15 protein-coding genes are annotated in these 17,236 nt (G+C 39.5%); 8 read left to right on the top strand and 7 right to left on the bottom strand.

The window, feature by feature from the left end:
* Nucleotides 1-23: 23 nt before the first annotated feature.
* From CXF74_RS05440 to tig, 7 genes are all read right to left on the bottom strand, one after another.
* Complete coding sequence (locus CXF74_RS05440) at nucleotides 24-1,904, bottom strand: methyl-accepting chemotaxis protein (protein ID WP_101081396.1); 1,881 nt, start codon at nucleotides 1,902-1,904, stop codon at nucleotides 24-26.
* A 268-nt stretch (nucleotides 1,905-2,172) separates the two neighbouring features.
* Nucleotides 2,173-4,065, bottom strand: coding sequence for a SurA N-terminal domain-containing protein (locus CXF74_RS05435; RefSeq protein WP_101081395.1), 1,893 nt, complete (start codon nucleotides 4,063-4,065; stop codon nucleotides 2,173-2,175).
* 151 nt (nucleotides 4,066-4,216) lie between these two features.
* The gene (locus CXF74_RS05430) at nucleotides 4,217-4,492 is read right to left on the bottom strand and encodes an HU family DNA-binding protein (RefSeq protein ID WP_101081394.1); all 276 of its coding nucleotides are present in this window, start codon (nucleotides 4,490-4,492) and stop codon (nucleotides 4,217-4,219) included.
* 161 nt (nucleotides 4,493-4,653) lie between these two features.
* The gene (gene lon / locus CXF74_RS05425) at nucleotides 4,654-7,023 is read right to left on the bottom strand and encodes an endopeptidase La (protein WP_101081393.1); all 2,370 of its coding nucleotides are present in this window, start codon (nucleotides 7,021-7,023) and stop codon (nucleotides 4,654-4,656) included.
* 154 nt (nucleotides 7,024-7,177) lie between these two features.
* Nucleotides 7,178-8,464: an ATP-dependent protease ATP-binding subunit ClpX gene (gene clpX, locus CXF74_RS05420; RefSeq protein ID WP_101081392.1), complete on the bottom strand. Its 1,287-nt coding sequence runs from the start codon at nucleotides 8,462-8,464 to the stop codon at nucleotides 7,178-7,180.
* Nucleotides 8,465-8,488: 24 nt separating this feature from the next.
* Nucleotides 8,489-9,109, bottom strand: a complete 621-nt coding sequence (gene clpP / locus CXF74_RS05415; RefSeq protein ID WP_101081391.1) for an ATP-dependent Clp endopeptidase proteolytic subunit ClpP — start codon at nucleotides 9,107-9,109, stop codon at nucleotides 8,489-8,491.
* Between the two features lie 127 nt (nucleotides 9,110-9,236).
* Nucleotides 9,237-10,547, bottom strand: a complete 1,311-nt coding sequence (gene tig, locus CXF74_RS05410; RefSeq protein WP_101081390.1) for a trigger factor — start codon at nucleotides 10,545-10,547, stop codon at nucleotides 9,237-9,239.
* Nucleotides 10,548-10,898: 351 nt separating this feature from the next.
* Here tig and CXF74_RS05405 point away from each other — a divergent pair, with 351 nt between their 5' ends.
* Genes CXF74_RS05405 through CXF74_RS05370 form a run of 8 tightly spaced genes read left to right on the top strand, consistent with a single transcriptional unit; the run spans nucleotide 10,899 to nucleotide 17,169 of the window.
* Nucleotides 10,899-11,462 (top strand): hypothetical protein, encoded by a 564-nt coding sequence (locus CXF74_RS05405; protein WP_101081389.1) that lies wholly within the window; start codon nucleotides 10,899-10,901, stop codon nucleotides 11,460-11,462.
* 10 nt (nucleotides 11,463-11,472) lie between these two features.
* Nucleotides 11,473-12,174, top strand: coding sequence for an ABC transporter ATP-binding protein (locus CXF74_RS05400; protein ID WP_101081388.1), 702 nt, complete (start codon nucleotides 11,473-11,475; stop codon nucleotides 12,172-12,174).
* Nucleotides 12,161-13,399 carry an ABC transporter permease gene (locus CXF74_RS05395; protein ID WP_157822335.1) on the top strand — a complete coding sequence of 413 codons (1,239 nt, stop codon included), beginning with the start codon at nucleotides 12,161-12,163 and terminating at the stop codon, nucleotides 13,397-13,399. Before CXF74_RS05400 ends, CXF74_RS05395 begins: the two co-directional genes overlap by 14 nt.
* A gap of 10 nt (nucleotides 13,400-13,409) precedes the next feature.
* Nucleotides 13,410-14,174, top strand: coding sequence for an outer membrane lipoprotein-sorting protein (locus CXF74_RS05390; protein ID WP_157822334.1), 765 nt, complete (start codon nucleotides 13,410-13,412; stop codon nucleotides 14,172-14,174).
* On the top strand, nucleotides 14,171-15,418 hold the full coding sequence (locus CXF74_RS05385) for a hypothetical protein (protein ID WP_101081385.1): 1,248 nt from the start codon (nucleotides 14,171-14,173) through the stop codon (nucleotides 15,416-15,418). The genes CXF74_RS05390 and CXF74_RS05385 overlap by 4 nt, the downstream gene beginning before the upstream one ends.
* Nucleotides 15,406-16,155 carry a histidine kinase gene (locus tag CXF74_RS05380; protein WP_101081384.1) on the top strand — a complete coding sequence of 250 codons (750 nt, stop codon included), beginning with the start codon at nucleotides 15,406-15,408 and terminating at the stop codon, nucleotides 16,153-16,155. Before CXF74_RS05385 ends, CXF74_RS05380 begins: the two co-directional genes overlap by 13 nt.
* Nucleotides 16,137-16,445, top strand: coding sequence for a sensor histidine kinase (locus CXF74_RS05375; RefSeq protein WP_157822333.1), 309 nt, complete (start codon nucleotides 16,137-16,139; stop codon nucleotides 16,443-16,445). The genes CXF74_RS05380 and CXF74_RS05375 overlap by 19 nt, the downstream gene beginning before the upstream one ends.
* Nucleotides 16,420-17,169, top strand: coding sequence for a LytR/AlgR family response regulator transcription factor (locus tag CXF74_RS05370; protein WP_101081380.1), 750 nt, complete (start codon nucleotides 16,420-16,422; stop codon nucleotides 17,167-17,169). Before CXF74_RS05375 ends, CXF74_RS05370 begins: the two co-directional genes overlap by 26 nt.
* Nucleotides 17,170-17,236 lie beyond the last annotated feature (67 nt).

Raw genomic sequence — 17,236 nt, 5'->3', positions numbered from 1 at the left:
TGAGGTACGTAGCCGTTATAGACTTAGACTTTAAATCTATTTAGCTGAGTATCTTGCTCTTCTACTTGCTGTTTCATTAGCTGCGCATATTGCACCTGCTCCTGCGCACCATTTGAAACCTCTTGACTAATATCACGGATATTAGTGGTATTACGGTTGATCTCTTCAGAGGTTGCAGACTGCTCCTCTGCTGCAGCTGCAATCTGTAAATTCATGTCGCTTATTTGTAAGATGGCATTACGAATAGTTTCCAATGCGTCATTGGCTTTACTCGCTTCTTCTGATGTTGTTATTGCAACTTCACGGCTCTCTTTAATATTCGTTTCCGCCTGGCGAACCCCCGTTTGAAGTTGATCTATCATAGAGCGAATTTCACTGGTTGACTGTTGAGTACGCGATGCTAATGAACGTACCTCATCGGCAACAACTGCAAAACCTCGTCCTGACTCACCGGCGCGAGCAGCCTCAATCGCGGCATTTAAAGCAAGTAAATTGGTTTGCTCTGCAATACTGGTAATAACCGTTAAAATTGACTCGATGTTATTACTGAAATTTGCTAATTCAACCACGGATTCAACTGCGGTTTCCATTTGAGTTGCAAGTTGGTTAATTGAATTGGTTGCATTGGAAACAATGGTAACACCCTTTACTGTTTCTTCATCTGCCGTGGTGGCCGATTGTGCAGCCACTTGCGCATTACTCGCTACTTCAACTGCGCTAGACGCCATCTCGTTCATTGCAGTCGCCAGTTGATCCAGCTCTGCGAGTTGTTGATTTAAATCACTTGAGGCTTTTTCCGCCTCACCACTGACCTTCTCGGTACTTTGATCAACTTCTGAAGCAAGGTTTTTAACATTGATAATAATGTCCTGTAAATTACCGACAAAAATATTGAACTGCGTGGCTACATCGGCAAACTCATCACGAGAGATGATCGGTAGACGTTTTGTTAAATCCCCATTACCACTGTTTATTTCAACTAAAGAGGCAGAGAGTAAACCCACTGGTTTTAGTATTTTTTTCATTACCGCACCTAATAGAACGATACTCAGTAAAACACTAATTAACCCACCGATTAATGTTTTAACACCCATTGCATTTGCATCCGACATCACGATGTCAGCATCAACAACAACACCGATGTACCATTCCATGCCACGTAAATTTTTCAAAGGCGTAAAACTTACCCACAAAGTATCACCATTAACGTTTATCTCTTGCATCTGTTTATCAAGCGTCAATGTTTTCCCTGCAAATAATTGGCTGTAGTTTTTACCATTTTGTTCACTCTTAGGATGGCTAATAATATTACCGCTTTTAGTTAATAAAAAGGCGTAACCCGCATCATTAAACGTCAGTGTATTAAGTGAATCAGAAACTGTCTTTAAACTTAAGTCGCCACCAAATGCGCCTTTAAATTTACCTTTATCAGTGAAGTTTGCCACCACTGAAATTAAAATATCTTTTGTTACTGCGTCTGCATAAGGTTCAGTGATTTTTGCATTATCAGAAAATTTTGCAACGTCATACCAGGGTCTTTTACGGGCATCCCAATCTTTAGGATTCCATGACGGGTCATTGGTAATGGCCTTACCATCGGTTGATAAGCCACCAAAGATAAGTAAGAAGTTGTCTTTTAATAGGGGAGCATTGACTGTTTTTTGAATCGTCTCAATATTGAAGTCACTATCGATGACTTGCGACATTAAATCGATGATCTCTAATTTACCGTTTAGCCAGTTGGTTATTTGTTGTGCGAGCGCGTCACTTGACTCCTCAATGGCATTACTCGACTGCTGACGTAATGTATTGGTCATCTCTTTATACTGAAAGAGAGACAGTAAGCTAATCGCAAGGATTAAAACAAATGAGGAAACTAAGACAACTTTTACGGCAACTTTCATGGTGAACTCCAGATTCTACAAATTGATAACTACTTTGAGATTAGGACGAATGCGGGTTATTGCCAGTTAAATATAAAGGTGTATTAAAAAATGCGTAGTAAGCCACATCATAAAGTATTTGATATCTCTTGTTTAATGAAAGCTTAAACGGAAAAGGCTATCTGAATAGAGCATTAATTCTTATAACGACGCAGGTGGGGAATATTAACAGGCATGAAAAAGGCGACTAAATAGTCGCCTTTATAAGGTCTAACTTAATGCTTTTTAATTAGTCAGCAACTGGATATTTAATATCTGCATTTGCGATTAATTGCGCCACTAATGATTGGTATGTTTCATCAGAAGTAGAGCGTGCTAGCATATTTTCGATTTGTGCTTTTGCTTCTTTATCATCCGCACTTGTTTCGATAATTTTTGATAGCTCGATGATTGCATAATCACCTGTACTTGCTGTTACCCAATGGCGAGAAACTTCACCTTCAGCAGGTTTTGCAAGTTTAAACAACGCTTGAACAACTTGATAGTCATACTCACGGCTATAACGAGCAAAGGTTAAGTCTGCGCTAAAGCTAAGGTTTTTCTCAGCAAGTTGTGCTTCGATAGACTCGTTGTTATCAAGCTTCAGTGTTACAGCTTCAACAAACGCTTTCGCTAACTGTTGAGATTTTTGTATGGTTAATTGATGTTTAATTTGCGCTGATACTTCAGATAAAGGTTTTACAGCAGCTTCTTTATATTCATTAACACGTACAACAATCGCTTGGTTATCTGAAAGTTCAATCAGTTCTGAGTTCATGCCCTCTTCACGGAAATCTTGTCCAAATACAGTTTGTAATACCGTCTTGTTTGACAGTGCTTGAGGTGCGTTGTCAGCAGAGAATAATTCACTCGTTTGCACTTCAGCTGAAATTGCGCCAGCAGCTTCTTCAAGATTGTCAGGAGATTCAAAGGCCACTTCACTTAAACTTTGGTGAAGTTCGTAATAAAGCTCATTTGTTTTCTCTTGTTGTAATGCACTTTTAACACGCACTTTTACGTCTGCAAGAGGTAATGCTTTATTCGCTTCGATAGCCACTAATTTAATAACATGGTAACCAAACTGCGATTCAACCACTTCAGATAAAGGCGCTGCTTCTGTTAATGCAAAAGACGCTTTATCAAAGGCAGGATCCATCACACCAGATTCGAACCAATCAAGCTCGCCGTTATTTTTAGCAGAGTAAGTATCGTCTGATTTTTCAGTTGCTAAGGTAGCAAAATCAGCACCGCCATTAAGCTCTGTAAGAATCGCTTGTGCTTTTTCTTTAGACGCTTCAGTAACACCTTGAATTAAGATGTGTGCCACTTTACGACGTTCAGCACGTTGGTATTCTGACTGATGAGTATCGTAGTAAGCTTCGATTTCAGCATCAGTAACCGTTACTTTGTCTGCTAATGAACTGCCATCTAGCAATACGTAATTAACACTGACTTGTTCAGGTGCTTGGAATAATTGACTGTTACTTTGGTAATAATCCTTTATTGCTTCATCTGTTACCGCGTCAGCATTTTCAAAATCAGTTGCGCTAACCGTTAATACTTTAGCAACACGTTGCTGTGCTTGTAAGGTATTAGCAAGATCAACTTCCGTTGGTAAAACAAACTCACTGCCGACTAACATTTGTAATAACTGACGGCGTGCTAAATCACCTTTTAGGCTTTGGCTAAATTGTGCAGGAGTGTAACTTGCACGACGTAACATCGCTAAATACTGTTCATTGTTGAATTTTCCATCAAGCTGGAATTCAGCCATGCTGCGAATTTCATTTTTGATTTGCTCATCACCAACACGTAAACCCATGTCGTTAATAGCTTGTGCAATCAGCGCTTCAGAAATCAAACCCTGTGTTGCTTGTGCACGAACTTGTTGAGCAAAGTTAGGATTAGACGCTAACAAGTCAAACTGTTCGCCATATTGTTCTTGTAAACGAGCACGTTCGTTTTGGTAAGCTTGATCGACGCTTGATTGGCTAATTTCTTGGTCATTCACTAAGACAGCAACCGCGACATTGCTTCCACCTAAATAGCTACTCACGCCAGCTAAAGCAAACGACAATATAATCACAACTAATATTGTTTTAGCAACAGGACCTTGTGAGCCTTCGCGCATTTTATCTAACATAATCTTTTCTCTATAAGTTATTACTCAGTACATATCCCTATATTACTGAGTTGTTAAAAACCTTTTAAAGCAATTTATGCCTAGGTTTAAAACAAAAAAAGCGCATCATGTGACGCGCTTATTACATTATAAAAATTAACCAAACAACGAATTAAGCGTTGATAGCGTCTTTTAATGATTTACCCGCTTTGAATGCAGGAACTTTAGCGGCTTTGATTTCGATTGGCGCGCCAGTTTGTGGGTTACGACCAGTACGTGCTGCGCGATCTTTTACAGAGAAAGCACCGAAACCGATAAGTGAAACAGTATCACCCTCAACAAGTGCACCAGTTACACTTTCGATGAATGCGTCTAATGCACGGCCAGCCGCTGCTTTAGAGATATCAGCACTTTCAGCGATGTTGTCGATTAATTGTCCTTTGTTCATTTTTAATTCCCCATTTTTTATAATAATTATGGTGTGCCCCCTAACTAGGTGAAAACACACGTTAAAACATATTGGTTGTTAGGCTACTTTTTAATGCAAGCGGGTGCAAGTAAATTCAGTAATTTTTCTGCTACAAGCCCCTATTTTATGCGGTTTATCACCTATTTTTTATTTTTTTTCGGTGTTTTTTCGACAGAGAAGCCTTTAAGACTTTCACTCAGCGCTAACTCTAAAACTTCGTCAATCCAACGTACCGGTTTAATTTCTAACTGATCTTTAATATTTGACGGAATATCTTCTAAATCGCGCGTATTTTCAAAAGGAATTAATACTGTTTTGATACCACCACGGCGAGCTGCCAGTAATTTTTCTTTTAAACCACCAATCGGTAATATTTCACCACGAAGTGTGATTTCACCGGTCATCGCAACATCAGCACGAACAGGAATCCCCGTTAAACTAGACACCATTACGGTACACATTGCAGCGCCAGCACTTGGTCCATCTTTTGGTGTTGCACCTTCTGGTACATGCACGTGTAAATCGCGTTTTTCATGGAAGTCGCTATTAATACGCCATTGCTCAGCTTTTGAACGTACCACTGTCATTGCCGCTTGAATAGACTCTTTCATGACATCACCTAACGAGCCGGTGTAATTCAATTTACCTTTACCTGGCATTGACGTCGCTTCGATAGTTAATAATTCACCACCAACTTCCGTATATGCAAGACCGGTTACTTGTCCAACTTGGTTTGCATTTTCAGCTTTACCAAAGTCATAACGGCGTACACCTAAATAATCTTTTAGATTATCAATCGTGACGTTTATTTTCTTAAGCTTTTTGTCTAATAAAATTTCTTTTACGACTTTGCGGCATATTTTAGAGATTTCACGCTCTAAGGCACGCACACCCGCTTCACGCGTGTAATAACGAACGATACCGATAATCGCGCTGTCATCAATGCTTAGCTCAGTTGATTTCAAACCGTTGCGTTTAATCTGTTTGTCAGTCAAATGCTCTTTAGCAATATTCATTTTTTCATCTTCTGTGTAACCAGAAAGACGAATCACTTCCATACGATCCAATAACGGACCTGGAATATTCATTGAATTTGAAGTGGCAACAAACATAACATCACTTAAGTCATAATCAATTTCTAAATAGTGATCGTTAAACGTTGAGTTTTGCTCAGGATCTAATACTTCTAATAATGCAGAAGCAGGATCGCCACGCATATCAGAGGCCATTTTGTCGATTTCATCTAATAAGAACAGTGGGTTTTTAACACCCGCTTTAGTCATTTTTTGAATTATTTTACCCGGTAACGAACCAATGTAAGTACGACGATGACCACGAATCTCAGCTTCATCACGTACACCACCTAATGCCATACGCACATACTTACGACCCGTTGAACGCGCAATAGATTGGCCTAATGACGTTTTACCGACACCAGGAGGACCGACTAAACAAAGGATTGGACCTTTTAGTTTATTGATACGTGTTTGCACGGCGAGGTATTCTAAAATGCGTTCTTTTACTTTTTCTAAACCGTAATGGTCTGCATCTAAAATTTCTTGCGCTTTAGCAATGCTCTTTTTAACAGGCGAGCGTTTTTTCCACGGCACATTCACCAAGCTTTCGATATAAGTACGAATAACACTGGCTTCAGATGACATTGGCGACATCATTTTTAATTTTTTAAGTTCGCCTTCCGCTTTCTCTTTTGCTTCAGCAGACATGCCTGCTTCTTCAATTTTTTGAGCAAGCAGATCATTTTCATTACTGCCCTCTTCCGATTCACCTAACTCTTTTTGAATCGCTTTCATCTGCTCGTTAAGGTAGTACTCGCGCTGACTGCGTTCCATCTGTTTTTTAACACGGCTGCGAATGCGTTTTTCAACTTTTAAAATGTCTTCTTCGCTTTCCATCATCGCCATTAAAAATTCAAAGCGTTCAGTGATCGACGTAATTTCAAGTGCCGTTTGTTTATCATCTAAACTCAACGGCATATGCGCGGCTATGGTATCTGCTAAACGCTCAGGTTCATCAATACCGTTCACTGACGCTAATACTTCAGGTGGAATTTTTTTATTTAACTTAATGTAAGATTCAAATTGTGTCAGTACGCTACGTACTAATGCATCTTCTTCTTCATTATCCACTTCTTCGCTTTCTAATAATTCAATTTCAGAAAAGAAGTAATCTTTGTTTTCAATATTGTTAATAAGTTGCGCACGTTGCACACCTTCTACTAATACTTTTACAGTGCCATCGGGCAATTTTAATAGCTGTAAAATATTTGCCACAGTACCAACACTGTAGAGGTCTTCCATTTTAGGATCGTCTAAAGAAGCCTCTGTTTGGGCAACCAATAATACTTTTTTTCCCTGCTCCATAGCAGCTTCTAAACAGTTAATCGATTTTTTACGGCCAACAAATAGTGGAATGACCATATGCGGGTACACCACTACATCACGCAGTGGTAAAACAGGCAGGGTTAGTTGCAGCTCTGATTCAGTTTTCATAAATTCCCCAGAAAATATTTACCCGTCATTAAAAAGAGGTAAATTAAATACACATTGAATTATTAATACTGGGGATGTTAGGATTTTTTTCAAGGTCTGAAATGAAAAAAGGGAGCCTAAGGCTCCCTTTTATAACAATTAATTACAAAATTGTTTATTTATCAGACGAAACTAACTTTGCTTGCTCTTCTGAATAGATAAGTAATGGGCTTGAATCACCTGAAATTACTTTCTCATCAACAACCACTTTAGCCACATTGTCGACCGATGGTAGGTCATACATTGTTTCTAATAACACAGACTCAACAATTGAACGTAAACCACGTGCACCGGTTTTACGTGTCATCGCTTTTTTAGCGATAGCGAGTAAGGCTTCATGGCGGAACTCAAGTTCAACATCTTCTAAACCAAATAGTGCTGCATATTGTTTAGTAATTGCATTTTTAGGTGCAGTTAAAATTTCAACAAGTGCTTCTTCATCTAATTCAGTCAGTGTTGCAATAACCGGTAAACGGCCAATGAACTCTGGAATCAGACCATATTTAGTTAAATCTTGAGGCTCTACTTTCTTAAAAGTATCGCTTAATGATGCTTTATTGTCTTTATCACGTACTGTTGCGCCAAAGCCAATACCTGCGCCCGTATCAATACGTTGTTCAATAATGCCATCAAGACCAGAGAATGCACCACCACAGATAAACAATATCTTAGAGGTGTCTACTTGAATAAACTCTTGATTTGGATGCTTACGTCCGCCCTGTGGAGGAATAGACGCAACCGTACCTTCAATCAGTTTAAGCAATGCTTGTTGCACACCTTCACCCGATACATCACGTGTGATAGATGGGTTTTCAGATTTACGCGTTATCTTATCAATTTCATCGATATAGATAATGCCACGCTGTGCTTTCTCAGGATCGTAATCACATTTCTGTAATAACTTCTGAATGATGTTTTCAACATCTTCACCAACATAACCGGCTTCAGTTAATGTTGTTGCATCCGCCATTGTAAAAGGAACATCTAATAAACGTGCCATTGTTTCAGCCAGTAATGTTTTACCACTACCCGTTGGACCAATTAGCAAGATATTACTTTTACTTAGTTCAACACCATTTGCAACATCGCCATGTTTAAGACGTTTGTAATGATTATAAACAGCCACCGCTAATACTTTTTTAGCCGTATCTTGACCGATAACATAATCATCTAAATTCGCGCGAATTTCATGAGGTGTTGGTAATTTCTTATCTGACGTATCGGTATCAATCGCGTTGCTTATTTCAGCGATCTCTTCTTTGATAATATCGTCACAAAGATCAACACATTCATTACAAATATAAACTGAAGGACCTGCGATCAGTTTTTTGACTTCATGCTGACTCTTTCCACAAAAAGAGCAATAAAGCAGGCTGCTATTATCGCCTTGTTTATCTGTCATAGTTCTTCCTTTAATTCTTGTCGATTATCGCTTAGTTAATACAGAGTCTACGATACCGTACTCTACGGCTTCATTAGCGCGCATAAAGTTATCACGGTCTGTATCTTGCTGTATTACTTCAATGTCTTTACCAGTATGGAAAGCCAATAACTCGTTCATGCGTTGTTTTGTTGCCAAAATCTCTTTTGCATGAATTTCAAAGTCAGATGCTTGCCCTTGGAAACCGCCAAGTGGTTGATGAATCATCACTTTAGCGTTTGGTAAACAATGACGTTTACCTTCAGCGCCACTTGCTAATAAGAATGCGCCCATGCTCGCAGCCATCCCCATACAAACAGTGCTTACATCTGGTTTAATGAATTGCATTGTATCGTAAATTGCCATACCAGCACTAATTGAACCGCCTGGCGAATTGATGTAGATAAAAATATCTTTTTCTGGGCTTTCAGACTCTAAAAACAGTAACTGAGCAGCAATAACGTTAGCCATGTGGTCTTCAACAGGGCCAGTCAAAAAGATAACACGCTCTTTTAAAAGACGAGAATAAATATCGTATGAGCGCTCACCTTTTGCTGTTTGTTCTACAACCATTGGTATAAGCGTATTATTAATTGGATCAGTACTTCCAGCAAATGGGTTTGACATTTTCTATCCTAAAATTGTGTAATTGAGTGTTAACTATGGGCGCGATGAATGAAAAATGGCCCGAGTGATATCACACGAGCCATTCAAAACTTAAACAGTTGCTACAATTTTTACGCTAAACGTAAAATTATTGTGCAGCAGTTTTGTTCATCACGTCATCAAACGATTTATTCACTTCGCTTACTTTAGCTTTTTCAATGATAAAATCAACCGCTTGCTCTTCTAATGCAACATTTTCCATGTTTTGCATCATCTCTTTATTATTTTTGTAGTACTCGATCACTTCAGTTGGGTTTTCGTATGCAGAAGCTGCAGACTCAATCAGTGATGCTACTTTAGCTTGATCAACTTTTAGTTCGTTCGTTTTGATCACTTCGCCTAATAGAAGACCTACTTTAACGCGCTTTTCAGCTTGCTCAGAGAACAATTCAGCTGGAAGCTCTGGCATGTTTTTAGGGTCCATTTGCTTACCGTAACGTTCCATCGCTTGTTTGCGAAGAACATCTACTTCACCAGCAACTAATGCTTGTGGCACTTCAATAACGTTACCTTCAACTAATGCTGTTAATACAACATCTTTTGCATTGTTTTTAAGCACTTGCTCAAGTTCACGTTGCATGTTTTGTTTAACGTCAGTTTTAAGTGCTTCAATATCGCCACTTTCTACGCCGAATTTTTTAACAAATTCTTCAGTAATTTCTGGTAAAATTTGCTCTTCAACTTTAGTTAGTTTGATAGCAAATTGTGCAGCTTTACCTTTTAGGTTTTCAGCGTGGTATTCAGCAGGGAAGTTAACTTCGATAGAGAATTCGCTTCCTACTTTATTACCAACGATGCCTGATTCGAAACCAGGAATCATACGGTCAGAACCCAATACGATTTGGAAAGCTTCAGCTTTACCGCCTTCAAATACTTCGCCGTCGATAGAACCTTCGAAGTCAACCGTTACTTGGTTGCCGTCAACAGAATCAGTTTCAACTTCAGTCCATGTAGCATGTTGCTTACGTAGAGTACCAATCATTTTATCAAGATCTGCATCAGTTACTTCAGCAGTTTCTTTTTCAACAGTAAGTTCAGCAAGTTCTGCTAATTTAACTTCTGGGTAAACTTCAAACGTAGCAGTGAAAACAAACTCTTCACCTTTTTTACGTGATTTAGGTTCAACTTTTGGTGCGCCAGCTGGGTTTAATTTCTCAGCCATGATTGCTTCAAAAAAGTTGCGTTGCATTACTTCGCCCGCTACTTCGTTTTCAACAGCAGCGCCAAAACGTTTCATGATAACTGAAGCAGGTACTTTACCAGCACGGAAACCGTCAACACGTTGTGTTTTTGATAATTGGCGAATACGGCTATCAAATTCTTTTTCGAATACTTCAGCAGCAACAGAAATTGTTAGTGTACGTTCTAGGCCTTGAGATGCTTCTACAGAAACTTGCATGTGTTTTCCTTTATCTTTACGTTAGTATTTTTAAAATTCTTAATCTGTTGCTTAAAGTGAGGGCAAACTAAGAGATTACAAGGGCTAGTCTAAAAAAAGCCTGATATTTTCTTGTTAAGAACTAAAAATCAAATTGATTGATGAAATTTAAGACGCGCCATTATAAACATGCTTTTTGTGAGAGTCGAGTTTTACACCGCACGCGCATCACATTTTTACTCGGGTGAGTTGATTCTGACCACTTTATCCCATCAAAAACCCACTTCATCGCAATTCAATTGCCGCCAATCAGTTGCTCTCCTTATACTTGTTGCTGTTTTAACGTACTCGCAATCCTAAAGGAATAAAACGATGAGCCTTCTTAACGACCGATTTAACAACACACTTAAGCACACAATAAAGCATAAAATATTAGCAACCACTTTTACCTGCCTGTGCAGTTTTTCAGTACAAGCCGCGACACCTTTATTAGATTGGCAAACACTCAACCAACAATTTCGTCAAACACAACTTGAACAATTCAATGCCGATAAGAACCTGCAAGCCTTTGAAAGTTACTTAAACGCACACCCTAATAATACCCTCGCGCAACTTTACGTAGGCAGCAGTCATTGTTTAGTTGGTCGTGATGCCTGGATGCCTTGGAATCAAGTCAATTCAGTTAATCGCTGTATTGATAAAATGGAACTCGCTTATCAAGCGATACAAAATAAATTTGATGTAAGCAGTGCTGAGCGACTTAATGCCGATTTAACCTTTGGATTAACCACCGCTGAACTACCTGGTTTTTTTAAACAACAACAAGCCACTATCGATACCTTAAGCCATGCCGTTCAACACCCTGCGTTTAATCACTTGCCTGAATATTTACAAACACAAACAAATGACATATTAGCCGATTATCTGCAGCGCTAAGGAGGCAGCGATGAAAACGTTAATTGAAGTGAGCGATTTACATAAAACGTTTCAGCAGGGTTTAGAAACGATCCACGCATTAAAAGGCGTTAATCTGTCTATTCAACAAGGAGAGTTTGTTGCTATTAATGGTTATTCAGGCAGTGGTAAAAGCACCCTGCTTAATATTATTGGCACATTAGATAAACCCACCAGCGGTGAAGTGCAGTTATTTAATCAAAGCATTAATTTTAAAAACCAGCTCGAGTTACAGAAGTTTCGTGCACAGAAGTTAGGGTTTATTTTCCAAAATTTTAATTTGAACCCCGTATTAAGTGCGCTTGAGAATGTTCAAATGCCGTTATTGCTCACTAACCTCAGTCAAAAACAACGATTAGAAAAGAGCGCTCAGATACTCGAAAAAGTAGGTCTGGCCAATCGTCTACATCATAAACCCAAACAGCTTTCGGGTGGTCAGCAACAACGTGTCGCGGTGGCACGTGCATTAGTTAGCTCGCCTGCGCTGTTATTAGCCGATGAACCCACGGCTAATTTAGATAGCCACTCGGCATTGCAACTGATGTTATTACTTAAAGAGATGAATCAAGCCTCCGGATTAACCGTGCTTTTTTCCTCACACGATCAACGCTTGCTGACACATATAGATCGCACCATCACACTCAATGATGGCGTTTTACAATCATCACAAGGAAGTAACTATGAAGTGGCTTAAACTCAGCTGGTTAAACGTGATTCGTAATACACGACGTTCATTAATCGCTGTCTCTATTGTTGCGCTTGGCGCGTTCTCACTGATAATTGCGGCCGGTTATGTATTAGCAAGTTACGAGGGGCTACGTGAAAGTACCATTCAAGGTGGGCTTGGCCATATTCAGCTTGCCTTACCCAATGCCTTTAGTGATAAAGAGATCGACCAAGGCGGTTTTAGCGCAATCCAACAACAGAAAATTCAGCAACAACTGGCAACCATGCCCGAAGTGCGTTTAAGCACCGAGCGTATTTTATTTGAAGGCCTCGCTTCCACGGGTGATATCACCATTGCCATTATGGGCCGAGGAGTGAATATTGCGAAAGAACAAAAGATAACCTTATTCACCCCGATTATAAAAGGCAAAAACCTGCCCTATAACGTGGTTCAAGATACCACTATTAATGAACAAGATATTTACACTGCCGTTATTGGTGACGTTTTAGCACGAGATCTTAAAGTGAGGGTCGGTGATTCAATCACCTTACTCGCGAGCACCGCTTATCAGGGCATTAATGCGATTGATGTCGTAGTGGTGGGTATTAACCGCTCAGGTATTCCTGAAATGGATGCACGCAGTGTCATGATTCCCGTTAGCGCGGCTAAAATATTACGTGACTCCGATAGTGTTAATCGTTTAGTTATTTCATTAAATGAAACCCGCGATACCGATAAAATCAGCCAACAAATATCGCAACAGATAAATCACGTAACACAAAAAAACTGGTTACAACTGTTCCCCTATTACCAAAATGTAGTCAGCCTATATAACAACATCTTTGGTGTGATGGGTTGCATTATTCTCTTGGTGGTATTACTTTCAGTTAACAATACCATGGTGATGGCCATTATGGAGCGCGTTGCAGAATCAGGCACATTACGCGCCTTAGGTTTTAGCCAACAACGTATTAGCGCACTATTTGCGTTAGAGGGTTTTATTGTTGGTTTATGCGGCATTCTCAGCGGTATTGTAAGCGCAAGTTTAGTGATTGTGTTTATCAACATCAGCCAGTTTGAAATGCCCCCTCTTCCCGGTCGAAGTATCGGTTATCCCCTTTTTATCAATTGGGATCTGCCCGCTATTTTATTCATCAGTATGGCGATGTTAGCGAGTTGTACCCTAGCAGCCTGGTTACCGGCTAAAAAAATGCTAAAAATGGATGTTATCAATGCCATTAATCACTATTAAAGGAAATATTATGCCAAGGCTTATAGATTCGTTACTAAGATACATCGCTTCATTTGGCAGGTTAACCCTATTGGGATTTTTAACCCTAGTTACATCAACAAGTTTTGCCACTGAAACAGAGCAACAAGTACAAGCATGGATAATAGCAGCGGACAGTTACCGTATGCCTTTTAAAAGTGGTGAGCTAAAAAGCGCATTAACTCTTTATAAAAACGAAGAGAAACAACAAAGCAGTGAGTTCTTCATTCAAGTCAATGAGCAAGGAGACTCGCGCGTGACTATGCTAAACCAACGCAGTAAAGGTCAAAAGGTACTATTAACAGAAAGTGCGATGTGGCTGTATGTCCCACGCACTCATAAAGCGATTCGTATTACACCGATGCAACGTTTAATGGGTCAAGCAAGTTACGGCGATGTTTCCTCGTTAAGCTGGCAACATGAATATCAGTGGGATAAAAACCCAGTGGTGACAAAAACTGATTCAGTGTGCTTTAGCGTGACTGCGATTCGTAAATCGGCAACCTATCGTAAGATAAACCTGTGTTTACAAAAAGACAGTTTACGCCCTGTTAATGCGCAGTTTTACCTTGCCAGTGGAAAACTCATGAAACAAGCCACCTATATTACTGATATAGACAACCCACAAAGAATCAGCACAACAAAGTTCACCCAGCCCAACAAAAAAACGCAATATACCTTAATGCACAACAGTGATTACCAGGCGAAGAAACTCAGTAAACATATTTTTACACGCCAAGGTTTTATCAAAAGATGAAAACGTTGTTAGCAGTGCTGCTATTGAGTTACATGCCATCTTTGTTTGCGGATGATCGGTTTGCTGACGATCTATTTTCTGATGATCGGTTCGTATTAACACAAGCAAAGTGGCAAGACGTGGATCATCGTGCCACGCTCGCAACGCGTCTTTCTCATCATAAAGTCGCCACGACAATGGGCAGTGTTTTAAGTGAAAGTACCCTTATTAGCGATCATCAATATCAATCGCTTATTGCAGTCTGGCGCTTAGATAACCAACTTTATCAGCCACCAACACAGACAGGAAATGACAGTCATGGGCTGCAAAGTGACACTCAATTTAAATTAAGTGAACTTTCCTATTCTTTTAGTTTATTAGCCAGTGAAAATGACTTTTGGCAACTAGGGCAATTTAATAGCGCGCTTGATCCGGGTTATGCACTGCGCAGTGTTGGATTTTTTGAGTCCACTAATAATCCCTTTGATGACTTTGCTTCAACACAGGGGTTACAAATGGCCAATGTTTCACTGTGGTTAGATGATTATTACCTGAGTTTATTACTCGCGCTTGAAGGTAATAGTGTCGCCACTGAAAATCTAAAGCAATGGGCACTGGTTTTACAAAAAGACTATTTCGCGTTATCAAGTAGCTTCATGCTTCAACAATATGAGGGAAATAATATTGGGTTAGGCGCGACCTTTACTTATGTCGTCGGTAATAGTTGGGAATTCCACGGCAGTATTTTTACCCGTCGAGGTAGTGTGTGGCGAGATCAATTTTCCGACAGCACATTAACCATCGCGCCTCATTACAATGGCCAAGCAGAAGAGGATCAATGGTTGCCTAAAGGTGTTATTGGCAGTGTTTGGACATCAACACATTTACAGCTATTAATGGAATACAGTTATCAAAAAGAGAAACTATCCCAGACTCAAATAAACGCCATCAACGACTTTCAGCCTCAATCACTGCAACAAGCACAACAGTATCAAAATCATTTGATTGAGCTTTATACACAAGCCTATCAACAACATTACCTTTTTGCGCAATTACAATACACACTTGAAGATCACATCATCACCGCGAACAGCTTTATAGGTGGAGATATCAGTGCATTATCACAATTAAAATACGAGTATCTCGCGACCTTTAATCTCAGCGGTTGGTTATCAATGGAACTTGCATCGGGCACATCAGAAACAGAATTCAAACGCATCCCATGGCAAAATAGAGTACAAATAGGATTACAATGGAAAATATAACCATCAATAAAGAAGATATTACCGAGGCAATACAATCGGTGAAAATCACTTTTTGCATTAATACACTGATTGCCGTATTTAATAGTTTGATGATCTCTGAATCTACTTTTATCGAGCAGTTTTTAGCCGCACAAAGTATCGGCTTAACCATTGTAAGTATTATTCATATTGCCAATGTGTTTTTTCCCATACTTGTTTTAGAGTTTAAATATCAGTATTTCTTTATGCCCTTTCCAGTATTAATCGCCACCCTTATCGGGCATAACTTTGTTGGACAATATACAAGCCTATTGGAGCTATACGGCCTCATTTTTATTATCACTTTACCGGCACTGTTTGTTTTTCAATATCGTAATAATGAGAAGAAATCGAAAATCTCATTACAGCAGGAACAAATAAAACGCACACAGAGCGAACAAGCCTTGCTAGAAAGTAAGCTGTTATTATTACAAGCACAAATCAACCCGCATTTCCTGTTTAATACACTCGCTAATATCGATGCCTATATTGATGACTTTCCCGATAAAGCCAAGCAACTGCTCAATGATTACACGCAATTTTTGCGCCATAGTTTGAAAACTACGCAACAAAAAACAGGTTCATTAGCCGACGAAGTCGCCTTGATTGATGCATACATGGCCATCCAACAAACACGTTTCCCTAACGTCACCTTTGTTAAAAATATACAAGATCCTCTACTGCAGTACCCATTGCCACTTTGCTCATTCAGCCGTTAATCGAGAACGCCTTAATTCACGGGTTAGCACCACAGGGTAATCAAGGAAAAATAACATTACACATTAAGCAACAGAAGCAACAATTACAGATCATCGTCACTGATGATGGTGTTGGACTTGATAGTCGTGATAAAAACAAAAAAAGTAATAAAAAAGGTAATGAAAATAATAACGGGGTGGCGTTAAAAAATATTCAGGCGCGTTTACAACTAACACATAAAAACGCCAGTTTATCGGTGTTACAAAAGACACAGGGAGGCACGGATGCAACCATCACAATACCCGACTAAAAGCGCAATGCTCACCGCCATTATTGCAGAAGATGAACACCCTTTAGCGAAGGTGCTTGAAAAATCCTTAAAGACGCTATGGCCCGAATTAACCATTACGGATATTTTCCCTGAGGGGCGAAGCGCACAAAATGCATTAATGACTAATAACATTGATATTGCCTTTTTGGATATTTCGATGCCCTATCAAACCGGGCTAGAAATAGCGGAGTATTGTGCTCAACATAAAATAGAAACCTTAATTGTATTAGTAACGGCTTATCCGAATCATGCCTTAGATGCGTTTAAATTTAATGTCTGCGACTATCTGCTCAAACCACTTTGCAAGGCACGATTAGCCGACACCATTACACGCTTAAAAATGCGTTTAGCCACGCCTTCTTTGCCAGCAACGCCCGAAACTTTACAATGCTTACCGGTACAAAAAGGCAATCACACACAGCTTCTCAATATTAATGATGTGTGTTGCTTTGTGAGCGAGCAGAAATATGTAAAAGTGATCTCGCTTGATAACACCTTTTTAATCAGTAAAACATTAATAGAATTAGAAAAAGAGTTGGATGGGCAGCAATTTTGGCGTGTTCATCGTAATAGTATTGTTAATATAAAGCAGATTAAATACAGTAAAAAAACCTTAACCGGTCGATTGGAATTAACACTGTCGAATCCTCTCGAAAAACTAACCGTCAGCCGAGCTCATATTCATCGCTTTAAAACACGCTGATCTTTCGTTCCTCTTATGATCACTGAGCTTGCAACCCACAGGTAAAGTCAATAAAATAGCAAAAAAA

The sequence above is a fragment of the Psychromonas sp. Urea-02u-13 genome, from assembly GCF_002835995.1.
Taxonomy (GTDB): domain Bacteria; phylum Pseudomonadota; class Gammaproteobacteria; order Enterobacterales; family Psychromonadaceae; genus Psychromonas.
Note: the sequence above shows the minus strand (reverse complement) of the source record. Positions and strands in the feature narration are given on the sequence as shown.